Raw genomic sequence first — 18947 nt, forward strand, 5'->3', positions numbered from 1 at the left:
GCACGACGAAGGCCCGCACCGGTCGGTGCGGGCCTTCGTCGTGCGTGCGCGAGACCGGTCGGGTCAGGCGGTACCGCCCGCGAGCAGGTCGTCCCGGACCACGCGCCGCAGGACCTTCCCGATCTGCGACCGCGGGAGCTCCGTGAGGATGACCAGCTCGCGCGGCACGGCGTAGCGCGCGAGGCGGGCGTCGCACCACTCGCGGACCGCGGTGAGGTCGACGTGCGCGCCGAGCTCGGTGACGATCGCGGCGACGACCTTCTCGCCGAGGTCGCCGCCGGGCAGGCCGACCACGGCGACGTCGCGGACGCCCGGCATGCTGCGGAGCTTGTCCTCGACCTGCGACGGGTACACCTTGAACCCGCCGGTCACGATCATCTCCTTGATCCGGTCCACCAGGACGACGAAGCCGTCCTCGTCGAGCCGGACCACGTCGCCGGTGCGCAGCCAGCCGTCCTCGAGCAGCTGGTCGGCGGTCTCCTCGGGGCGGCCCCAGTAGCCGGAGAACACCTGCGGGCCGCGGATCAGCAGCTCGCCCTGCTCGCCCGGCGCGACCTCGCGGGTGGGGTCGTTCTGGTCGACCACGCGGATGTCGGTGCTGGGGAACGGCAGGCCGAGCGCGCCGGGCCGGCGGGCGGGGGACAGCGGGCTGCCGAGCGCGACGGGGGAGGTCTCGGTCATGCCGTAGCCCTCGACGACGAGCCCCCCGGTCGCCCGCTCCCAGCGCGCCGCGGTCTCGGGCGACAGCGACATCGCGCCGGAGATGGCGTAGCGGAACGACGTGAGGTCGGCGCCCTTGCTCTGCTCGGCGGCGGCCGCGAGCCGGTCGAGCATCGGGGGGACCGCCGGCAGGAACGTGCCGGGGCGGCGGCGCTGCGCCGCGAGCACCGACTCCGGGTCGAACTTGGGGAACGCGACGAGCGTCGCGCCGACCCGGGTCGCGTAGGTCAGGCACAGCGTGAGCCCGAACGCGTGGAAGAACGGCAGGACGCCGTAGATCGTCTCGGTACCGGGCTCCGCCTGGGTCCAGGCCTGGCCCTGCACCGCGTTGGCCACCAGGTTCCGGTGCGTGAGCACGGCGGCCTTCGGCGTGCCGGTGGTGCCGCCGGTGTACTGCAGCAGCGCGACGTCCTGCGCTCCCGGGCGGGGGTGGTCCGCGGCCAGCGGCGCGGCGTCCGCGACCAGGCGGTGCCAGACGGGCGTGCCGGCCGGCGGGGTGCTGCGCAGCGCGGCGCGGGTGCGGCGGGCCGCGGGCAGCGGCAGCCGCAGCGCGAGCTGCTTGACCCGCGGCAGGTCGGCGGACACGTCGACCGCGACGACGGTGCGCACGGCGGTGGCGGGCTGCGCCTCCAGGGCCGCGGGCACCGCCTTCTCCCAGATCAGGGCGACGGTCGCGCCCGAGTCGGCGAGCTGGTGCTCGAGCTCGGCCGCGGTGTACGTCGGGTTGTGCTCGACGACCACGGCGCCCAGGCGCAGGGCCGCGTAGAACGCGACCACGTGCGACGTGCAGTTGGGCAGCGCGATGGCCACGCGGTCGCCGGCACCCACGCCGAGGTCGCGGAGCACCGTCGCCCCGCGGGCGACGGCGTGGGCCAGGTCGGCGTACGTGGTGGCCGCGCCCATGAAGTCGACGGCGACCCGCTCGGGCCAGGTCGCCGCGGCGCGGTCGAGCGCAGCCAGCAGGGACTCGTCGGGCACCGTCACCTCGGCGGGGACACCGGGGGCGTAGGAGTCGTGCCAGGGTCGCGTGAATGCAGTCACGAGGTCACCGTAACCTACGCAGCCGTAACTTACGTGTGCGTAGCCTGAGGCAACCGCGCACCGGGTACCGCGCCGACGCAGGTCCTCACAGATCGGACGAGCGGGACGCCCACAGGTTGATGCCCGCGTCGACCGCGTGCAACTCGATCTCCGCGAGCTCGGCGTCGGTGAGCGCCGGCCCGTGCACGGCCGCGAGGTTCTCCGTCAGCTGCTCGGGGGTGCGGGCGCCGAGTGCGACCGAGGTCACGCGCGGGTCGCGGAGCACCCAGGCGATCGCCAGCTGCGCGAGCGACTGCCCGCGTGCCTCGGCGACCGCGGCGAGCGCGCGCACGCGGGCCAGGTTGTCGTCGCTCAGGTACTCCGGCCGCAGCGGCCCGCCCCGCGCGGCGCGCGAGTCCGCGGGCACGCCGTCCAGGTACTTCCGGGTGAGCATCCCCTGGGCCAGCGGGGAGAACGCGACCACCCCGAGTCCCGCCCCGGCCGCCACGTCGAGCAGGCTCGCGCCGCCCGCCTCGGGGTCCGGGCGCTCGACCCAGCGGTTGAGCATCGAGTACGACGGCTGGTGCAGGGCCAGCGGCAGCCCGATCCGCCCCGCGACCGCCAGGGCCTCCTGCGTGCGCCGGGCGGAGTACGACGAGATCCCGGCGTACCGGGCACGACCGGAGTCCACGGCCGTCTTGAGCGCACCGATGGTCTCCTCGAGCGGCGTGCTCGGGTCGAACCGGTGGCTGTAGAACACGTCGACGTGGTCGGTGCCGAGCCGGCGCAGCGACTGGTCGAGCGACGCCAGCAGGTACTTGCGGGAGCCGAACTCGCCGTACGGACCGGGCCACTGGCGGTACCCGGCCTTCGTGGCGATGAGCAGCTCGTCGCGGTGCGACCGCAGGTCGGACGCGAGCAGCCGCCCGACGCCCGCCTCGGCGGCTCCGGGCGGCGGCCCGTAGTTGTTGGCCAGGTCCAGGTGCACGACGCCGAGGTCGACGGCGTGCAGCACCAGGGCGCGCTGGTCGGCGAACGGCGTGGCGTCGCCGAAGTTCTGCCAGAGCCCGAGCGTCACCGCGGGCAGGTCGAGCCCCGTGCGGCCGGCGCGGCGCAGGGGGAGACGGGCGTGGCGGTCGGGGTCGGCGTGCTGCACGACCCCGACCGTAGCCGCCGCCCGCGGCGTCAGTCGACGACGCGCAGGCGGATCGTCTCCGGGCGGGCGCGCAGGGCCTCGACGACCGCGCTCTCGACGGCGACGGCGTCCGTGACCACGTAGCCGACCTCGCCGCGGGTCGCGAGCAGCTGGCCCTCGATGTTCGCGCCGTGCTCCGCGAGCGTCTGGTTGACCGCCGCCAGCACGCCCGGCACGTTGCGGTGCAGGTAGGTGAGGCGGTGCACGCCGGGGCGGTGCTCGAGCGTGAGGTTCGGCAGGTTGACGCTGAGCATGGTGGTGCCCGTGGTCATGAAGTCCCGGAGCTTGTTCGACACGAACTGGCCGATCGCCTCCTGCGCCTCCTCGGTGGACCCGCCGGTGTGCGGGGTGAGGATCACGTTCGGCAGGCCGCGCAGCTCCGACTCGAACGGGTCGCCCTTGCGCTTGGGCTCGACCGGGAACACGTCCACGGCCGCACCGGCCACGTGCCCGGCGAGCACCGCGTCCCGCAGCGCGGCGTAGTCGACCACGAACCCGCGGGACAGGTTGAGGAAGATCGCGCCCTCGCGCATCCGGGCGAACTGCTTCGCCCCGAACAGCCCGGCGTTGCCGCTGCGGCCGTCCACGTGCAGCGTGACGATGTCGGCGACGTCCAGCAGCTCGTCCAGCGTCTCGGCGCGGCGGGCGTTGCCGAGCGCGAGCTTCTCGGCGGTGTCGTAGAACACGACCGACATGCCGAGGTTCTCGGCGAGCACGGACAGCTGGGTGCCGATGTTGCCGTAGCCGACGATGCCGAGCGTGCGGCCGCGCACCTCGTGGGCGCCGTCGGCCGACTTGTTCCACACGCCGTCGTGCATCGACCGGTCGAGCACGGTGAGCCGGCGGGTCAGCGCGATGATGTCGGCCAGCGCGATCTCCACCACCGAGCGGGTGTTGGAGAACGGGGCGTTGAACACCGCGACGCCGCGGGACGCCGCCGCGTGCAGGTCCACCTGGTTGGTGCCGATGCAGTAGGCGCCGACGGCGACCAGGTCGGTCGCGGCGTCGAGCACGGCCTCGGTGACCTGGGTCTTGGACCGGATGCCCAGCAGGTGCACCCCCTGCAGGGCCTCGACCAGCTCGGACTCGTCGAGCGCGCCGGAGCGCGTGACGACCTCGTAGCCGGCGGCCTCGAGGATGGTCCGGGCCTGGGGATGCAGGTTCTCGAGCAGCAGGGCGCGTAGCACGCCCCTATGGTGCGCCTCGTCGTCGCCCGGTCCAAGCCGGTCCCGGTCCTCGGACACCCGTGACCCTCCCGGCGGGGCCCCGGCCGCCTCAGCCCTCCCAGCCGGCGGGCAGCGGCCGGGCGTGCACGACGTGCAGCGCCCGGGTCGGGCGCGTCATCGCCACGTACAGGTCGCCGGCACCGCCCTTGAGCACGTCGGCCGGCTCGACCAGGACGACGGCGTCGAACTCCAGGCCCTTGCTCTGGGTCGGGGTCATCAGCGTCAGCGGCGCGTCCAGGTCGGGGGCACCGCCGCGCGTCACGCCGGCGTCCGGCAGCACGCGGGCCAGGTCCGGCAGCGCCTCGGGGGCGGCGATGACGGCCACCCGCCCGGCGCCGCTCGCGTCCCGCACCGCGTCGAGCGCGGCGGCGGCGTGCCGGGCGACCACCTCGGGCACCGCCGCCGGGTCCACCTGCTCGACCTGCAGGGCGTCGGGGACGTCGCGCGCCGAGGTCGCCGCGGTGAGCGGGAGACCGGCCGCGCGGCCCACCCGCTCGGCCACCTCCACGACGGTCCCGGGCGTGCGGTAGTTGACCGTCAGCTCGGCCAGCCGCCAGCCCCCGGACAGCATCCGGTCGAACGTCCTCGCCCAGTCCCGCGTGCCCGCCGACGTCGACGTCTGCGCGACGTCGCCGACGACCGTGAGCGAGCGGGTCGGCACCCGGCGCAGCACCATCCGCCACGCCATGGGCGAGAGCTCCTGCGCCTCGTCGACGACCACGTGGCCGTACGTCCAGGTGCGGTCCGCCGCGGCGCGCTCGGCGGTGGTGAGCGCCGGCCCGCTGGAGGCGAACCGGTCCGCGAGCAGCTCGGCGGAGACCAGCCCGCCGCCGGACTGCTGCAGCACCTGCCGGGCGTAGTCCAGCTCCTGCGCGCGCTGGGCCGCGTCCTGCTGGGCCTGCGCACGCGAGGCCTGGTCGTCCTCGCCCAGCAGCTCCGCGGCCTCGTCGAGCAGCGGCACGTCGGCCTCGGTCCACGGGGCGTCCGCGGCACGCAGCAGGGCGGCGCGCTCGTGCGCGGACAGCTCCGGCGCGGCGGCCTCCAGCCGGGCGGGCTTCGACAGCAGCCCCGCGACCAGGCCCTGGGGCGTGAGCGGCATCCACGCGAGGTTGAGCGCGATCCGGATCTCCCGCGTGGTGCGCAGCTCCTCGACGATCTCCCCGCGCTCGTCCGGCGCGACCGACCAGCCCAGCTGGCTCACGTACTGCTCGGCCAGGCGACCGAGCATGTCGCGCACGAACGTCACCCGGGCCTCGTTGTGCGGCCGGTGGCCACGCCGCGCGTGGGCGATCGCGGACCGCACGTCGTTCGGCCGGACGACCATCGTGCGGCCGTCGATCGTCACCGAGGTCGGCTGGTCGGGCACGCGCTGCCGCTGGCGCACGGCGCGCTCGATGATCCGGCGCCACACCAGGCGGCCCTTGATCTCGGCGACCTCGTCCGACTCCGCGCCGGTCGCGACCAGCCCCGGGTACAGCTCGCCGACGGTCGTCGACACCACGCCCGTCTCGCCGAGCGAGGGGAGCACCTGGTCGATGTACCGCAGGAAGGTGCGGCTCGGGCCGAGCAGCAGCACGCCGGAGCGCTCCAGCACCCGGCGGTGCGCGTAGAGCAGGTAGGCCGCGCGGTGCAGCGCGACGGCCGTCTTTCCCGTGCCGGGTCCGCCCTGCACGACCAGGGCGCCCGCGAGCTCCGCGCGGATGATCGCGTCCTGCTCCGCCTGGATCGTCGCGACGATGTCGCCCATCCGCCCGGTCCGCCGCGCCGCGAGGGCCGCGAGCAGCGCGCCCTCGCCGGACAGCGCACCGAGCCGCTCGGCGGCGTCGGCGTCCGCGAGCACCGCCAGGTCGAGGATCTCGTCCTCGAGGCCGGTCACCCGGCGCCCGCGGGTGACCAGGTGCCGGCGCTGCACCACGCCGTCGGGCTGCGCCGAGGTCGCGCGGTAGAACGACTGGGCGGCGGGCGCGCGCCAGTCGGTGAGGATCGAGACGTGCTCGGCGTCGTTCAGGCCGATGCGCCCGATGTACCGCCGGCCGCCCTCGCTCAGGTCGAGCCGGCCGAACGCGAGCCGGTCCTCCACGGCCTCGAGCCGCGCCAGGCGGTCCTCGTAGAGGGTGGCGAACGCGTCCCGCTCCGAGCGGTTCTGCGGCGAGCCCGACGGCCCGACCCGGCGGACCTCCGCCAGGCGGCTGCGGGTGGTCGCCCGCAGCTCGTCGAGCCGCGCGTAGAGCCCGTCCACGACCACCTGCTCAGCCGCCAGCTGCGCCTCGATCCCGCCCACGCGTGCTCCTGTCGCCTCGACCCCGCGGGGCGCCCGGCAGCGGTCGTGCCCCCGCCTGCGCCCGTCGCCCGCGCGGCCTCCCGGCGCGAGCAGCCGTCCATTATCCGCCATCCGGGGGGCCTCGTGTCACCCCGTCCCGGGGGCGACGTGCGCCACTCCGCGACGCGCGGCCGGCCTGCGGGAAGACACCGGCGCCCCGTGGTGTTGTGCCCTGTGGAAGCCGCCGTGAGGCGGCACGCACCGTGACCACCAGGAGGACCCATGCTGGACCCGAGCGAGATCTACGCCGTCGACCCGGCGGTCGCCGCCGAGGTCGAGGCGCGGTCGGCGGGCGGCAGCGGGCCCGTGCTCGTGCACGCCGTCCGCGGCTTCGTCGACGCGGGCGGCGCCGGCCGGCTGTCGGCCGAGCACCTCACCGAGCAGCTGCCGTCCGAGCGGCTCGCGACCTTCGACGTCGACCAGCTGCTCGACTACCGCTCCCGCCGGCCCACCGTCACGTTCGACGGCGACCACTGGGGCGAGTACGACGAGCCGGAGCTCGCCATCGACCTGGTCCGCGACACCTCGGGCGTGCCCTTCCTGCTGCTGCACGGCGTCGAGCCGGACGTGCAGTGGGAGCGGTTCGCCGCCGCCGTCCGCCAGATCGTCGAGCGGTTCGACGTGCCGCTGACCGTCGGCCTGCACGGCATCCCGATGGGCATCCCGCACACGCGGCCGCTGTCGGTGACCGCGCACGCCAACCGGCCCGAGCTGGTCGCGGACTACACCTCGTGGTTCGGCACCGTGCAGGTGCCCGCGGACGCCGGCTCGCTGCTGGAGATCCGCCTCGGGCAGTCCGGCCACGACGCGATGGGCTTCGCGGTGCACGTGCCGCACTACCTGGCCCAGTCGCCGTACCCGCAGGCCAGCATCACCGGCCTGGAGCACGTCCAGCGCGCCGCGGGCCTCGAGCTCGACCTCGGCGCCCTGACCGCCGCGGCGGAGGAGACGCTGCTGGAGGTGGAGCGCCAGGTGGAGGACTCGCCCGAGGTCGCCACCGTGGTGCAGGCGCTGGAGCAGCAGTACGACGCGTTCACCCGCAACATCGGCCGGCCCAGCCTGCTCGCGGAGACCTCCGGGCTCCCGACGGCGGACGAGCTGGGCGAGGAGTTCGAGCGGTTCCTCGCCGAGCAGCGCGAGGACGGCTCCTGACGGGCTGACGACCTCCGGGCGGCTCCCGCCCGGCGAGCGCGCGGCGGACGGGGTCCCGGGAGCGGGCAGAATGGCTCCACGTGACCTCCGACCGCCGCGCCTTCCTCGTCTGGTCCGTCGCGGTCGGCGCGTACGTCGTCGCGATCCTCAACCGGTCGTCGTTCGGCGTCGCCACGCTCGAGGTCAGCGCCCTGTTCGGGGTGTCCTCCGCGGCGCTCGCGGCCGTGGCCGTCGCGCAGCTCGTCGTGTACGCGCTGCTCCAGGTCCCGGTCGGCGTCCTGCTGGACCGGTACGGCGCGCGCGTGCTCGTCGCGTCCGGCGCCGCCGGCATGGCGGCCGGGCAGGTGGTGCTCGCTCTCGCCCCGTCCGCCTCCTGGGTCCTGGTCGGGCGGATGCTGGTGGGCGCCGGGGACGCGCTCACCTTCGTGTCGGTCGTGCGCCTGGTGCCCGCGTGGTTCGCGGCCCGGCGCGTCCCCGTGATGACCCAGCTGACCGGCAGCCTCGGCCAGCTCGGCCAGGTGCTGTCGGCCGTGCCGGTAGTCGCGCTGCTGCACGCCGAGGGCTGGCGGACCACCTTCCTGTCGGTGGCCGCGGTCGGCGTCGTCGCGACCATCGCGGTGCTCGTCGTGGTGCGGGACGCGCCCGCCGACCCGGGGACCGCGGTCCTCGCCGCCGACCGCGGACGCCGCGTGGGGCTGCTGCGCCGCCGCTGGCGCCCGGCGCCGGCCCGGGCCCCGCGCGAGCCCGGGGCGCTGCCGGCGGTGCTCCGCGACCCCGGCGCGCGGCTCGGGTTCTGGATGCACTTCACCGGGCAGTTCAGCAACCACGTCGTCGTGCTGCTGTGGGGGTTCGCGTTCTTCGTGGAGGGCCAGGGGCGGACCCCCGGTGAGGCCAGCGCGCTGCTCACCCTCAACGTCGTCGCCGCCGTCGTCGCCGGTCCGCTGATCGGGCTGCTGGTCGGCCGGCGGCCGGGCGCGCGGCTGCCGCTGGCGCTCGGCACCGCCGTCGCGATCGCCCTGGCCTGGCTCTCGGTGACCGTGCCGTCGGCCCCGGTCCCGCTGGGTGTGCTCGCCGTGTTCGTGGTCGTCGTCGCCGTCGGCGGTCCCACCTCGCTGATCGCGTTCGACGTCGCCCGGTCCTGCACGCCGCCGAGCCGGCTCGGCACCGCGACCGGGTTCGTCAACACCGGCGGCTTCGTCGGGGCGTTGCTCACGATGCTCGCGATCGGGCTGGTGCTCGACCGCGTCGGCGGCGGCGCCCGCGACCTGGACGCGTTCCGCGCGGCGTTCTCCGTGGTCGCCGTGCCGTGGGTCGTCGGCGTCGCGGGCATGCTCCTGGGCCGGCGCAGCGCGCGCCGGGCGCACCCCGGCCTGGCCGTCTGACGGCGCGTGCGGGCGGCGCTCGCGGCCTCCCGACCACCTGGTCGGTGTCGTCGTCCTGTGACCGCACCGTGACCGGATCGTTGTCTCCGAGCGCGAATGCCCTGGTGAAGAAGCGTGGCGCGTCGCTGACCTGCGTGAGAAGATCGCCGTGTTGCAGTGACGTACTGACGCTTGACCGGCGTCGGGCGGGAGCCTCTCGGGGACCTGGCCGGCACCCTCCAGCCATCCGGCTGGTCCACCCGGTGCAGGACGCGGGATAGGCATTGCGGCACGGTCCGGGGCACGAGGTCCCGGCCCGTCACCGGATGGACAGAAGGACAAGAACATGGCACAGGGTGCTGTCAAGTGGTTCAACGCTGAGAAGGGCTACGGCTTCATCGCCCAGGACGGCGGCGGCGCCGACGTCTTCGTGCACTACTCCGCGATCGACTCCTCGGGCTACCGCAGCCTCGAGGAGGGCCAGCGCGTGGAGTTCGAGATCACGCAGGGCCCCAAGGGCCCCCAGGCCGAGCAGGTCCGCCCGCTCTGATCTGATCGGACCGCTCCTCGCGAGCGCCCGAGCCGACGAGGCCGCATCCCCCTGGGGGTGCGGCCTCGTCCGCGTCCGGCGGCGTCCCGGGGCGTGCCGGCGTCGTCACGCCGGTGCGGCCGCGCCCGGCTCCGGCTCGAGCTCCGGGGCCGCGTCGCGCAGGGGCGTGGCCCGCCCGGCGAACGCGGTCAGCTCCTCGCCCTGCAGCAGCCGCGCCGGGACCGGGAGCGAGCGCAGGGCCCGGGCCAGCCCCGCGTCGTCCAGCAGGTCCGGGTCGTCGGTGCCGACCAGCACGAGGTTCCCGTACCGCCGGCCGCGCAGCAGCGACGGCTCCGCGACCACCGCGACGTGCGCGAACACCGCGGCCAGCGTCGCGGCCTCCGCGCGGGCGAGCGCGAGCGGCGGCCGGTCGGCGCAGTTGGCCAGGTAGACGCCGCCCGGGCGCAGTACCCGCGCCACGTCCCGGGCGAACTCCTCGGTCGTCACGTGCGGCGGGGTGCGGTCGCCCGCGAACACGTCGCGGAGCACCGCGTCGGCGCTCGCGTCCGGGAGCGTCCCGAGCTCGGCCCGGGCCTCCCCGGCGCGCAGGCGCAGGGCGGGGGAGCGCGGCAGGTCGAACCACTCGCGCACCAGCTGCACCAGCACCGGGTCCAGGTCGACGGCGACCTGGCGCGCGCCCGGGAACCGCGCGTCCGCCCAGCGGGCCATCGCGCAGCCGGCGGCACCGAGGTGCACCGCGCGGAACGGGCCCTCGCTGCGCGGCAGGTGGTCCAGCACCGCGGCCATCTGCTGCATGTACTCGAAGTCGAGGCGCTCGGGGTCGGCCAGGTCCAGGTGCGAGCTCGGCACGCCGTTGACCAGCAGCGTCACGGCGTCCGGGTCGTCGGGGGACCGCTGCACCTGCGCGGTGCCGGTGGCGATGGGCACCGGGCCGTCGGGCCAGCGCTCGCCGCCGCCGGCGCCGCCGCGTGTCGGTGGCCGGTGCGACGCTGTGCCAGGTCGCCCGCGCTTGTCCGCCCTGCTGGGACGTCCGGAACGGTCGCGCGAGGCCATCGGACCACCGTACGGGTTGACGCGTTCGAACAGGTGTTCGATACTGGGACCAGTCGAGAGAGGGAGGTGTGCGATGCCGGTCAAGACCCTTCGTGCCCCGCGGAGTGCCGCACCCGGGCTGTCGGGACGCGCTGCGGAGCTGCTGCAGCGCGCCGACGCCGAGCTGGTCGCCGCGCAGTTCTCCTCCGAGCCGTGGGAGCAGTTCACCCACGCGCACCTCGCCGCGCTGCGGGCCGGCGCGGCCGTGCTGGCCGAGCGCCAGCCGCTGTCCGGCCGCCGCGGCCCGCGGACCGTCTGGGAGCTGCTCGACGCCGTCTCGCCCGAGCTCGGGCGCTGGTCGAGCTACTTCGCCGGCGGTGCGAGCCTGCGCGCGGCGGTCGACGCCGGCCGGTTCGACGCCGTGTCGGCGGATCGCGCCGAGCAGGTGCTCTGCCACGCGGAGGACTTCCTCGACATCGTCCGCGCGGAGCTCGAGGGCGCTGCCGCCCTCGCGGAGGCTCGCGCGGGATGAGCCGGGGCCCACGGTCGCCGGACGCCCGGCGCGACTGGGGCGCCGACGAGGACGGGTGCTCCATCCTGCACGTCGACATGGACGCGTTCTTCGCGTCCGTGGAGCTCGCCCGTCGACCGCACCTGCGCGGCCGTCCCGTGGTGGTCGGCGGATCGGAGCGGTCGGTCGTGCTGGCCGCGACCTACGAGGCACGCGCCTTCGGGGTGCACTCCGCGATGCCGATGGCGGTCGCACGGCGGCTCTGCCCGCAGGCCGTCGTCGTGCCGCCGGACCACGGCGCCTACCAGGAGGTCTCGCGCGGGGTCATGGAGATCCTCCGTGGCGTCACCTCCCTGGTCGAGCAGGTCAGCGTCGACGAGGCGTTCCTCGACGTCAGCGGCGCGCGCCGCCGGCTGGGCAGCCCGACGCGGATCGCCGCGCTGATCCGGGAGCGGGTGCAGGCCGAGTTCGGCATCACCTGCTCCGTCGGCATCGGCGCGACCAAGTTCGTCGCCAAGCTCGCGTCCGGGCACGCCAAGCCCGACGGCGTCCTGCTGGTCCCCAAGCAGGCGACCGTCCCGTTCCTGCACGCGCTGCCGGTCGGCGCGCTCTGGGGGGTGGGGGAGCGGACCGCCTCCGCCCTGGAGCGCTGGGGGATCCGCACGGTCGCGGAGCTGGCGGCCAGCGACGTCGGCACGGTGCAGCGTGCGGTCGGCCGCACCACCGGCGCGCACCTCTACGACCTCGCGTGGGGCCGGGACCCCCGGCCGGTGCTGCCCGGTCGTGAGGAGAAGAGCGTCGGGGCGGAGGAGACCTTCGCCGTGGACGTCCGGGACATGCGCGTGGTCGAGAGCAAGGCGCTCGAGCTCGCCGACCGGTGCGCAGGCCGGTTGCGCGCGCAGCAGCAGGTGGCGCGGACCGTCGCGGTGAAGGTCCGGACCGCCGACTTCCGCACCCTCACCCGGTCCCGGACCCTGCCGCAGCCGACCGACGTCGGCCGCGAGATCTACCTCACCGCCCGGGACCTGCTCGCCGGCGTCGACCTGGGCGGGCTGCCGGTGCGGCTCGTGGGGGTGCGGGCCGAGGGCCTGTCCGCCGCCGAGGACGGCGTCTGGCAGCTCACGCTCGAGGAGGCCGTGACCGGGAGCGCGGACGCCCGGCGCGCCGCCGAGCGCACGATGGACCTGGTGCGGGAGCGGTTCGGGCGGGCGGCCATCGGTGCCGGCACCCGTGCCGTCGGGCGCTCGGCGCCGGTCCTCGCGGAGCCGGCGGAGCCGCCTCCGGGAAGTTCCCGGAACCGGGTGTCGGGTGGATCACCCCGTACGGGCGAGCAGCCGACTACCGACATCGGCGAACGCCATCTATCCTGACGTGAAGTAGTCCCAACGGCGGAGCACGGGGGTTGGAATGCCTCTCTCCGAGTACGAGCAACGTGTACTGGAGCAGATGGAGCGTCAGCTCACGTCTGATGATCCCCGGCTCGCGAACACGCTGACATCGCGTGGTCGCAAGCCGGTCCTGCGGTACGTCCTGGGCGGCATCGGTGCCGTGGCAGGGCTGCTGCTTCTCGTGGGCGGCGCCGCGTCGTCCGAGGTGTGGCTCGGGGTCCTGGGCTTCGTCGTCATGTTCGCCTCCGTCGCGATCGCGTTCACGCGACCACGCCGCGGCAGCGGACCGGTCGGTGTCGTCCGTCCCGACGGCACCACGAGCCGACCTGCGGCACCGGCTGCCCGGAAGAAGGGCTTCATGCACCGCATGGAGGACCGCTGGGACCGGAGGCGCGACCAGGGTCGCTGACCCTCGCCCTGCACCGACCTCGGACGGCGCCGAGCCGGCCGAGATCGCGCGCCGGAACGTCGCGCACGACGCCGCACGCACACGTGTGCCGGCGAGCGCCCGCCCGCGTCGGCGTGCTGCCGCCCCGAGCGTCCGCCCGCGTCGACGGTGCTGCCGCGCCGAGCGCCCGCCCGCGTCGGCGGTGCTGCCGCGCCGAGCGCCCGCCCGCGTCGGCGGTGCCCCGTCGCTGTGCGGCGCGTCGACCACCCCGGCGGCCCCGGCCGTTCGACCGCGCCGCGCTCCGGGTGGCACGCCGGAGCGCTCGCTCCCGGCACCCCCCACGTCTGCCCGGACGTCGAGGTAGAGCCGTCCCGCCGAGGTAGAGCCTTCTGACGCCCTATCTCGGCGGGAACGCCCTACGTCGGCGAGCCGGCTCGACCGGGCTCGGCCCGGCTCGACCCGGCCGGCGCCGCGCCGGGGCGGCCCCGCGCCGCGTCGGCGCGGTCAGGCCTCGGCGGGGCGGGCGGCGTCGCCGGGGGTGTCGCGGGTGCGGGTGCTCACGTCCGTGAGGACCGCGCCGACCCACGCCTGCAGCTGCGCCGGCTCGACGGACCCCGGGGCCGGGGCGTACCGCTCGCGCTCGAGGGCGTCGGCCAGCGCGACGAGCGCGCGGTCGCCCTCGGGTCCGAGGGGCCGGCCGCGCCGGGCCTCGACCTGAGCGCGCACCGCGGCGACGGCCTGGCGCGGGGTGTGCGCGTCGGACCAGACGATGCCCGCCCGCCGGAGCCGGTCGCGCAGCCGCCGCCACGCGACCTCGGGCGCGAGCTCGGGCGCGGGGCGCCGGCGGTACCACGTGAGCGCGGCGGCGGTGGCCGCGGCGAGCGCGAGGACGACCACCACGGCGACCAGCGGGCCGCGGGAGCCGGAGTCCGAGGTGTCCCCGGGCAGGCCGCCGCCCGTGGAGCCCGGGGCCGTCGACGCGCCCGCGGTCGGGGCGGCCGTCGCCTGCGGGGCGGCCTGGCTCGGCGTCGCCGTGGGGGCCGCGGCGCTGAACGGGTTGCTCCACGACGGCGGAGGCCCGGTCTGCACGGCGGGAGTCGGCTCGAACCGGACCCACCCGGTGCCGGGGAAGTACAGCTCGGGCCACGCGTGCGCGTCGGCGCCGGTCACCCGGTAGCTGCGGTCGGTGCCGAGCTCGCCCGGCAGGAAGCCGACGCCGAGCCGGGCGGGGATCCCGAGCGTGCGGGCGAGGACCGTCATGGACGTCGCGAACTGCACGCAGTACCCGCGGCGGCTCTGCAGGAAGTCCCACACCGCGTCGTCGCTCTCGCCGGTGTCGACCGAGGTGTCGTACCGGAACTGCGTCCCGTCCCGGAAGTACGACTGGAGCGCGAGCGCCTGGTCGTACGCGGTGGTGGCGCCGGCGGTGATCTGGGCGGCGAGGGCGCGCAGGTCCTCCTCGTGCTCGGTTCCGGGCACCCCGAGGTAGTCCTGCACCTCCTCGGGCACGTCGGCGGGGGCGGACCGGAGCAGCTCGGGGGTCAGGTCGGGCACCTCGACGACCATGTCGTACGCGGTGCCGACGTCGGTCCGCTGGCGGCCGACGACCTCGTCGCGCGCGGTGTCGTAGGCCCACGGTCCCTCGATGTCGACGGTCCGGGGGAACGTGCTCACCGGCAGCCGCTGCTCGCGCAGGGCGCCGACGCGCACGGCGACGTCGGTGAGCATGCCGCGGTCGGGGTCGGGCGCGGCACCCACCAGGGCCGGGTCGGAGGCGAGCAGGCCCTCGCGGTCCCAGTCGTCGACGTCGGCGCCCGCCTCGCGCTCCCAGGACCGCCCGTCGAAGTCCCGGAGGGTGAACGAGCGCAGGGGACCGATCAGGCCGGCGGTCGCCGCGGGGCCCTCGTCGCCACCGTCACCACCGTCGACGCGCTCGACGGTGTACGTGAGGACGACCTGGGACGACTGCTGGCGCAGGCTGTCACGCAGGTCGAGGTCGTCGGCGAGCCGCACCGGGCCGACGGCGCCGGTCCCGACGTCGGGCAGGTCGAGCCAGGACCAGGCGGGGACGGCCGCGACCACCGGGCCGGCGGCCAGGGTCAGGGCGACCAGGCCGGCGGCACCCACCACGACCACGCCGGCTCGGCGGCCGCCCTGCTCGCGGGCGGCGGGTGGCTGCGCGAGGGCCAGCAGCAGCAGGTACAGGAAGCCGGTGGCCGCGACCGCCCAGCCGCTGCCGCCGAAGCCGAGCACGACCGCCGGCGTCCACACGGCGACGAAGGCGATGCCGGTGAGCGCCGGCATGCCGCAGCCGACGGCGAGCAGGTCGGCGGCGAGGAAGACCAGCACCGCCGCGCCGACCAGCAGGAGCTCGACGGGCGGCCAGACGACCATCGGGACGACCGACGTCTCGATCAGCTGCGCGGCCTGGGTGACCAGCTGGCCGGCGTGCTCGACGGTGCCGGGTCCGACCAGCAGGGGGTTGCCGCCAGGCGGCGTCGCGTACCAGGCGAGCAGGCCGTACGCGGCGACGACCAGACCGGCGACGGACGGCAGCCACGCGGAGGGGGTGAGGCTGCGCACCCCGCCGACCACCAGCGCGGTGGCGGCGACGGCGACGACCGCGTGCCACGCCCACGCACCGCTCGCGAGCAGGCCGGCCAGCGACCCGAGCGCGGTGCAGGTGGCGAGCGCGACCAGGGCCGTCGCGACGGGGGAGCGCCAGCCGCGGCGCAGGACGGCGTCGGCGCTCACGCGGCACCACCCGTCAGCCGCCACCAGGTGGCGGCGACGTCCGCGCCCGGGTCGGCCTGGACGACGCGCCACCCGGCGCGCCGGAGCGAGCGGGCGGTGGCGGTCGCGGGCTCGTGGTCCTCCCCGCCGCGGACCACGGCCCACCCGGGCCGGGTCTGGCTGACCCCGGCGAGCGCAGCGCGCGCGGCGGGACCCTGCGGCCCGAGGACGGCGACGACCAGGCCGGACCCGCCGTCGGCCTCGTCTAGGCCGCGGATCTCGGCGAGCAGCGCGCGCTCCGCCGCGGAGGCGTCGAGGTGGCCGGCCAGGTCGACGGTGGAGTCGAGCAGCCGCTGGGCGGACGGGGTCTCGGCGCGCCTCGCGCGCGGGTCGTCCAGGGCGGTCCCGGTGAGCAGGTGCGTCGGGTGCCCCGCCCCGTGAAGCGCGAGCGCGACGGACGCGGCCAGCGAGATGCTCCACTCGAGGTCCTCGCCGGGGGCGGTCTGGTCCAGCAGCACGGTCACCGGACGCATCCCGGCGCGCTCGTCCGACCGCACGACCAGCTCGCCGCGCCGGGCGCTGCTCGGCCAGTGCACCCGGCGCAGGTCGTCGCCGACGCGGTAGTCGCGCAGGGCGGCGTCGTCCGGGGCGGGGGACCGGGCGCCGACGACGGACCGCTCCGGCTCCGCGACCAGCAGCTCGCGCGGGACCGGCAGGTCGACGACCGTCGGCCAGACGGTGACGGTCTCCCGCTCGCCGAGCGTCGCGCGCACCCGCGCGACGCCGAACGGGTCGGTGCGCGTGACGACGAGCGGGCCGAGCGCCCACCGGCCGCGGCGGGTGGCCTGCACGGCGTACCGGAGCCGCACCACCCGGGGTTCCCGGGACACCGACGCGCGCAGCGGGCGGCCGCCGGACAGCTCCACGGCCGCCTGCTCGCGCAGCCGCAGGTCCGTCAGCCGCGCCCGGGACGCGCCCTGGGCCAGGCCGACCTCGACCACCACGTCCGCCGTGCGGCCCACGTGGACCGGGTCCGGGCGGACGGAGCGCCGGGTGCGCAGCCCGCGGCCGCGGCCCGGGTCGACCAGCCCGACGCCGAGCAGCGCGAGCACCACCAGCAGCACCGGCAGCGTGCCGATGGTCAGCAGGTCGGTGGACCCGAAGGCCGTGCCGGTGCCGCCCACGACCAGGCCGAGGACCACCAGGCCCACGCCGCGGCGGGTCGGGCGCAGGCGCATCAGCCCGCCGCGGACCGGTCGTGGACCGCGACCCGCGCCGGCGCGGGCACGGCCGTGCGCGCCACGAGGTCCGCCACGACGTCCTGCCCCGAGCGGCCCGAGAGCCGCGACTCCGCGCTGAGGATCAGACGGTGCGCGAGCACCGGCTCGGCGAGCTGCTGCACGTCGTCCGGCAGCACGTGGTCGCGCCCGGCGACGGCGGCGAGCCCCTTGGCGGCCCGCAGCAGCTGGATGGCGGCCCGCGGGGACGCGCCGAGGCGCAGGGCCGGGTCGTCCCGGGTGCCGGCGACCAGGTCGACCACGTACTGCTTGACGGCGGGCGACGCGTACAGGCGCCGGGTCACGTCGACCAGCCGGCCGACCTGCGCGGCGTCGGTCACGGGGGACAGGTGCGCGAGCGGGTCGGACGTCTCCTGCAGGTCGAGCATCGCGAGCTCGGCCTCGGGGCTCGGGTAGCCGACGGTGAGCCGGGCCATGAACCGGTCGCGCTGGGCCTCGGGGAGCGGGTACGTGCCCTCCATCTCGACCGGGTTCTGCGTGGCGACGACGAGGAACGGCCGCGGCAGGGGGTAGGTGGTGCCGTCGACGGTGACCTGCGCCTCCTGCATGGACTCGAGCAGGGCGGCCTGCGTCTTGGGGGACGCGCGGTTGATCTCGTCGCCGATGACGATGTGCGAGAACACCGGCCCCGGCCGGAACTCGAACTCCTGGGTGGCCGCGCGGTAGATCGTCACACCGGTCAGGTCGCTGGGCAGGAGGTCCGGCGTGAACTGCACGCGGCCGACCGTGCAGTCGATCGTGCGGGCGAGCGCCTTGGCGAGCGTCGTCTTGCCCACGCCGGGCACGTCCTCGAGCAGCAGGTGCCCCTCGGCGAGCAGGACCGCGACGGTGGTGCGGACCAGGTCGGACCGGCCGGTGATCACGCGGTCGATGCCCGCTCGCACCTGGTCCGACACGTTGATGAGCTCGTCCATCTCGGACGTGCCAGGCACCGCTCGCGGCATGGGGTTCCCCCTCGGTCGACTGGGGGAAGCCTAAGGCGCGGCGCGCGCGGGCGGAGGGCGAAAGGAGCCCCGCCTCCTCCACATCCCCCCACCCCGCGCACCGGGCCGCCCTCCACCGCGCTCCCCGGTGCCGGCGCCCGGGCGGGGCGACGGCGGATCGATGCGCTCTGACCTGCGCGAACACCCTGTCCGCCGTCGGCGGGCTCCGGTGCGAGCGGCCGGCGACGCCCGCGCGTCGGCGCCCCGGTGCCTGTGAATCCTCCACCGCGCTCCACCGCACCTGACCTGCGGCGATGCCTCAACTTCACCCGGACGCCGCCGATTCCATCTCTGACGGTGGAGTGAAGTGGAGTACCGTGGAGCCATCGGGTGCCGGAGGGTGCCCGAACGCGCGGTCCGGGGGAGGTGGACGACGTGGGGTTCGAGCAGGCTCTCGCCGGGCTCGGCGCCACCGTGCCCTTCCTCGGGACGCACACCCCGAAGCTGGACGACAAGGGGCGCCTGATCCTCCCGGCGAAGTTCCGCCCCCAGCTCGCCCAGGGCCTGGTCATGACCCGGGGCCAGGACCGCTGCCTGTTCCTGCTGCCGCTCGACGAGTTCGCGCGGATGCACGACAAGCTGCGCCAGGCCCCCGTGACCAGCAAGCAGGCCCGCGACTACCTCCGCGTGTTCCTGTCCGGCGCCTCCGACGAGACGCCGGACAAGCAGGGGCGGATCTCGATCCCGCCGATGCTCCGGGCCTACGCGGGGCTCGACCGGGACGTCGCCGTGATCGGCGCCGGCACCCGGGTCGAGATCTGGGACCTGCAGGCGTGGGAGGCGTACCTGGCCGAGCAGGAGGCCGGGTACGCGGAGACGGCCGAGGAGGTCTTCCCCGGAGCCTTCTGACCCCGTCCGCACCACGAAGCAGCAGCACAGGACCCAGCAGCACCCGCAGCACAGCAACCCGCAGCACCCGCAGCACCCGCAGCACGGCAGGTCCGCGCACCAGCACCACCGCCCGGCGAGACCTCCCCCCGGCAGCTCTGACGCACTTCCCCGGCGTCAGAGGGCCGGTGGGGGATCTGGTCGGACGGCGGAGGGGCCGCCCGACCAGCACCGTGCACGCA

15 protein-coding genes are annotated in these 18947 nt (G+C 76.0%); 7 read left to right on the forward strand and 8 right to left on the reverse strand.

Features of this window, described 5'->3' with window-relative positions; all coding sequences use genetic code 11:
• Window positions 1–63: 63 nt before the first annotated feature.
• The 4 genes from AC1050_RS15650 to AC1050_RS15665 form a co-directional block, all read right to left on the reverse strand.
• Window positions 64–1761, reverse strand: coding sequence for an AMP-binding protein (locus tag AC1050_RS15650; protein WP_482388326.1), 1698 nt, complete (start codon window positions 1759–1761; stop codon window positions 64–66).
• 85 nt (window positions 1762–1846) lie between these two features.
• The gene (locus AC1050_RS15655) at window positions 1847–2896 is read right to left on the reverse strand and encodes an aldo/keto reductase (RefSeq protein ID WP_482388327.1); all 1050 of its coding nucleotides are present in this window, start codon (window positions 2894–2896) and stop codon (window positions 1847–1849) included.
• Window positions 2897–2925: 29 nt separating this feature from the next.
• Window positions 2926–4122, reverse strand: a complete 1197-nt coding sequence (gene serA / locus AC1050_RS15660) for a phosphoglycerate dehydrogenase (protein ID WP_482388328.1) — start codon at window positions 4120–4122, stop codon at window positions 2926–2928.
• Between the two features lie 88 nt (window positions 4123–4210).
• On the reverse strand, window positions 4211–6442 hold the full coding sequence (locus tag AC1050_RS15665) for a HelD family protein (RefSeq protein ID WP_482388329.1): 2232 nt from the start codon (window positions 6440–6442) through the stop codon (window positions 4211–4213).
• A 261-nt stretch (window positions 6443–6703) separates the two neighbouring features.
• Here AC1050_RS15665 and AC1050_RS15670 point away from each other — a divergent pair, with 261 nt between their 5' ends.
• The 3 genes from AC1050_RS15670 to AC1050_RS15680 all read left to right on the forward strand — a co-directional run bounded on the left by AC1050_RS15670 (window position 6704) and on the right by AC1050_RS15680 (window position 9544).
• Window positions 6704–7633 (forward strand): PAC2 family protein, encoded by a 930-nt coding sequence (locus AC1050_RS15670; RefSeq protein WP_482388330.1) that lies wholly within the window; start codon window positions 6704–6706, stop codon window positions 7631–7633.
• Between the two features lie 80 nt (window positions 7634–7713).
• Window positions 7714–9015: an MFS transporter gene (locus tag AC1050_RS15675; RefSeq protein ID WP_482388331.1), complete on the forward strand. Its 1302-nt coding sequence runs from the start codon at window positions 7714–7716 to the stop codon at window positions 9013–9015.
• A 325-nt stretch (window positions 9016–9340) separates the two neighbouring features.
• The gene (locus AC1050_RS15680; RefSeq protein ID WP_154731012.1) at window positions 9341–9544 is read left to right on the forward strand and encodes a cold-shock protein; all 204 of its coding nucleotides are present in this window, start codon (window positions 9341–9343) and stop codon (window positions 9542–9544) included.
• 105 nt (window positions 9545–9649) lie between these two features.
• Here the strand turns inward: AC1050_RS15680 and AC1050_RS15685 are convergent, their stop codons facing one another.
• Window positions 9650–10471 (reverse strand): spermidine synthase, encoded by an 822-nt coding sequence (locus AC1050_RS15685; RefSeq protein WP_482388332.1) that lies wholly within the window; start codon window positions 10469–10471, stop codon window positions 9650–9652.
• Window positions 10472–10670: 199 nt separating this feature from the next.
• Between AC1050_RS15685 and AC1050_RS15690 the strand changes: the two genes are divergently transcribed.
• From AC1050_RS15690 to AC1050_RS15700, 3 genes are read left to right on the forward strand one after another with little or no spacing between them, the layout of a single operon-like run.
• On the forward strand, window positions 10671–11108 hold the full coding sequence (locus tag AC1050_RS15690; protein WP_482388333.1) for an SAV_6107 family HEPN domain-containing protein: 438 nt from the start codon (window positions 10671–10673) through the stop codon (window positions 11106–11108).
• Window positions 11105–12457 (forward strand): DNA polymerase IV, encoded by a 1353-nt coding sequence (locus AC1050_RS15695; RefSeq protein WP_482388334.1) that lies wholly within the window; start codon window positions 11105–11107, stop codon window positions 12455–12457. The genes AC1050_RS15690 and AC1050_RS15695 overlap by 4 nt, the downstream gene beginning before the upstream one ends.
• 37 nt (window positions 12458–12494) lie before the next feature.
• Complete coding sequence (locus tag AC1050_RS15700; protein WP_482388335.1) at window positions 12495–12884, forward strand: DUF3040 domain-containing protein; 390 nt, start codon at window positions 12495–12497, stop codon at window positions 12882–12884.
• Window positions 12885–13367: 483 nt separating this feature from the next.
• On the opposite strand, the gene AC1050_RS15705 is transcribed toward AC1050_RS15700, so the two are convergent.
• Genes AC1050_RS15705 through AC1050_RS15715 form a run of 3 tightly spaced genes read right to left on the reverse strand, consistent with a single transcriptional unit; the run spans window position 13368 to window position 17838 of the window.
• Window positions 13368–15617, reverse strand: a complete 2250-nt coding sequence (locus AC1050_RS15705) for a transglutaminase TgpA family protein (protein ID WP_482388336.1) — start codon at window positions 15615–15617, stop codon at window positions 13368–13370.
• Complete coding sequence (locus AC1050_RS15710) at window positions 15614–16834, reverse strand: DUF58 domain-containing protein (protein ID WP_482388337.1); 1221 nt, start codon at window positions 16832–16834, stop codon at window positions 15614–15616. The genes AC1050_RS15705 and AC1050_RS15710 overlap by 4 nt, the downstream gene beginning before the upstream one ends.
• On the reverse strand, window positions 16834–17838 hold the full coding sequence (locus AC1050_RS15715; RefSeq protein ID WP_482388338.1) for an AAA family ATPase: 1005 nt from the start codon (window positions 17836–17838) through the stop codon (window positions 16834–16836). Before AC1050_RS15715 ends, AC1050_RS15710 begins: the two co-directional genes overlap by 1 nt.
• A 453-nt stretch (window positions 17839–18291) precedes the next feature.
• On the opposite strand from AC1050_RS15715, the gene mraZ reads away from it, so the two are divergent.
• A complete protein-coding gene (gene mraZ / locus AC1050_RS15720; protein ID WP_482388410.1) occupies window positions 18292–18726 on the forward strand; it encodes a division/cell wall cluster transcriptional repressor MraZ in 435 nt (144 codons plus the stop codon).
• Window positions 18727–18947 lie beyond the last annotated feature (221 nt).

Source organism: Cellulomonas sp. NEAU-ZC6 (assembly GCF_056844425.1).

Bases quoted from the DNA above. Each gene is read 5' to 3' on its own strand.
- AC1050_RS15670 (WP_482388330.1), top strand. From the start codon at position 6,704: ATGCTGGACCCGAGCGAGATCTACGCCGTCGACCCGGCGGTCGCCGCC.
- AC1050_RS15680 (WP_154731012.1), top strand. From the start codon at position 9,341: ATGGCACAGGGTGCTGTCAAGTGGTTCAACGCTGAGAAGGGCTACGGC.
- AC1050_RS15690 (WP_482388333.1), top strand. From the start codon at position 10,671: ATGCCGGTCAAGACCCTTCGTGCCCCGCGGAGTGCCGCACCCGGGCTG.
- AC1050_RS15695 (WP_482388334.1), top strand. From the start codon at position 11,105: ATGAGCCGGGGCCCACGGTCGCCGGACGCCCGGCGCGACTGGGGCGCC.
- AC1050_RS15700 (WP_482388335.1), top strand. From the start codon at position 12,495: ATGCCTCTCTCCGAGTACGAGCAACGTGTACTGGAGCAGATGGAGCGT.
- AC1050_RS15710 (WP_482388337.1), bottom strand. From the start codon at position 16,834: ATGCGCCTGCGCCCGACCCGCCGCGGCGTGGGCCTGGTGGTCCTCGGC.
- AC1050_RS15715 (WP_482388338.1), bottom strand. From the start codon at position 17,838: ATGCCGCGAGCGGTGCCTGGCACGTCCGAGATGGACGAGCTCATCAAC.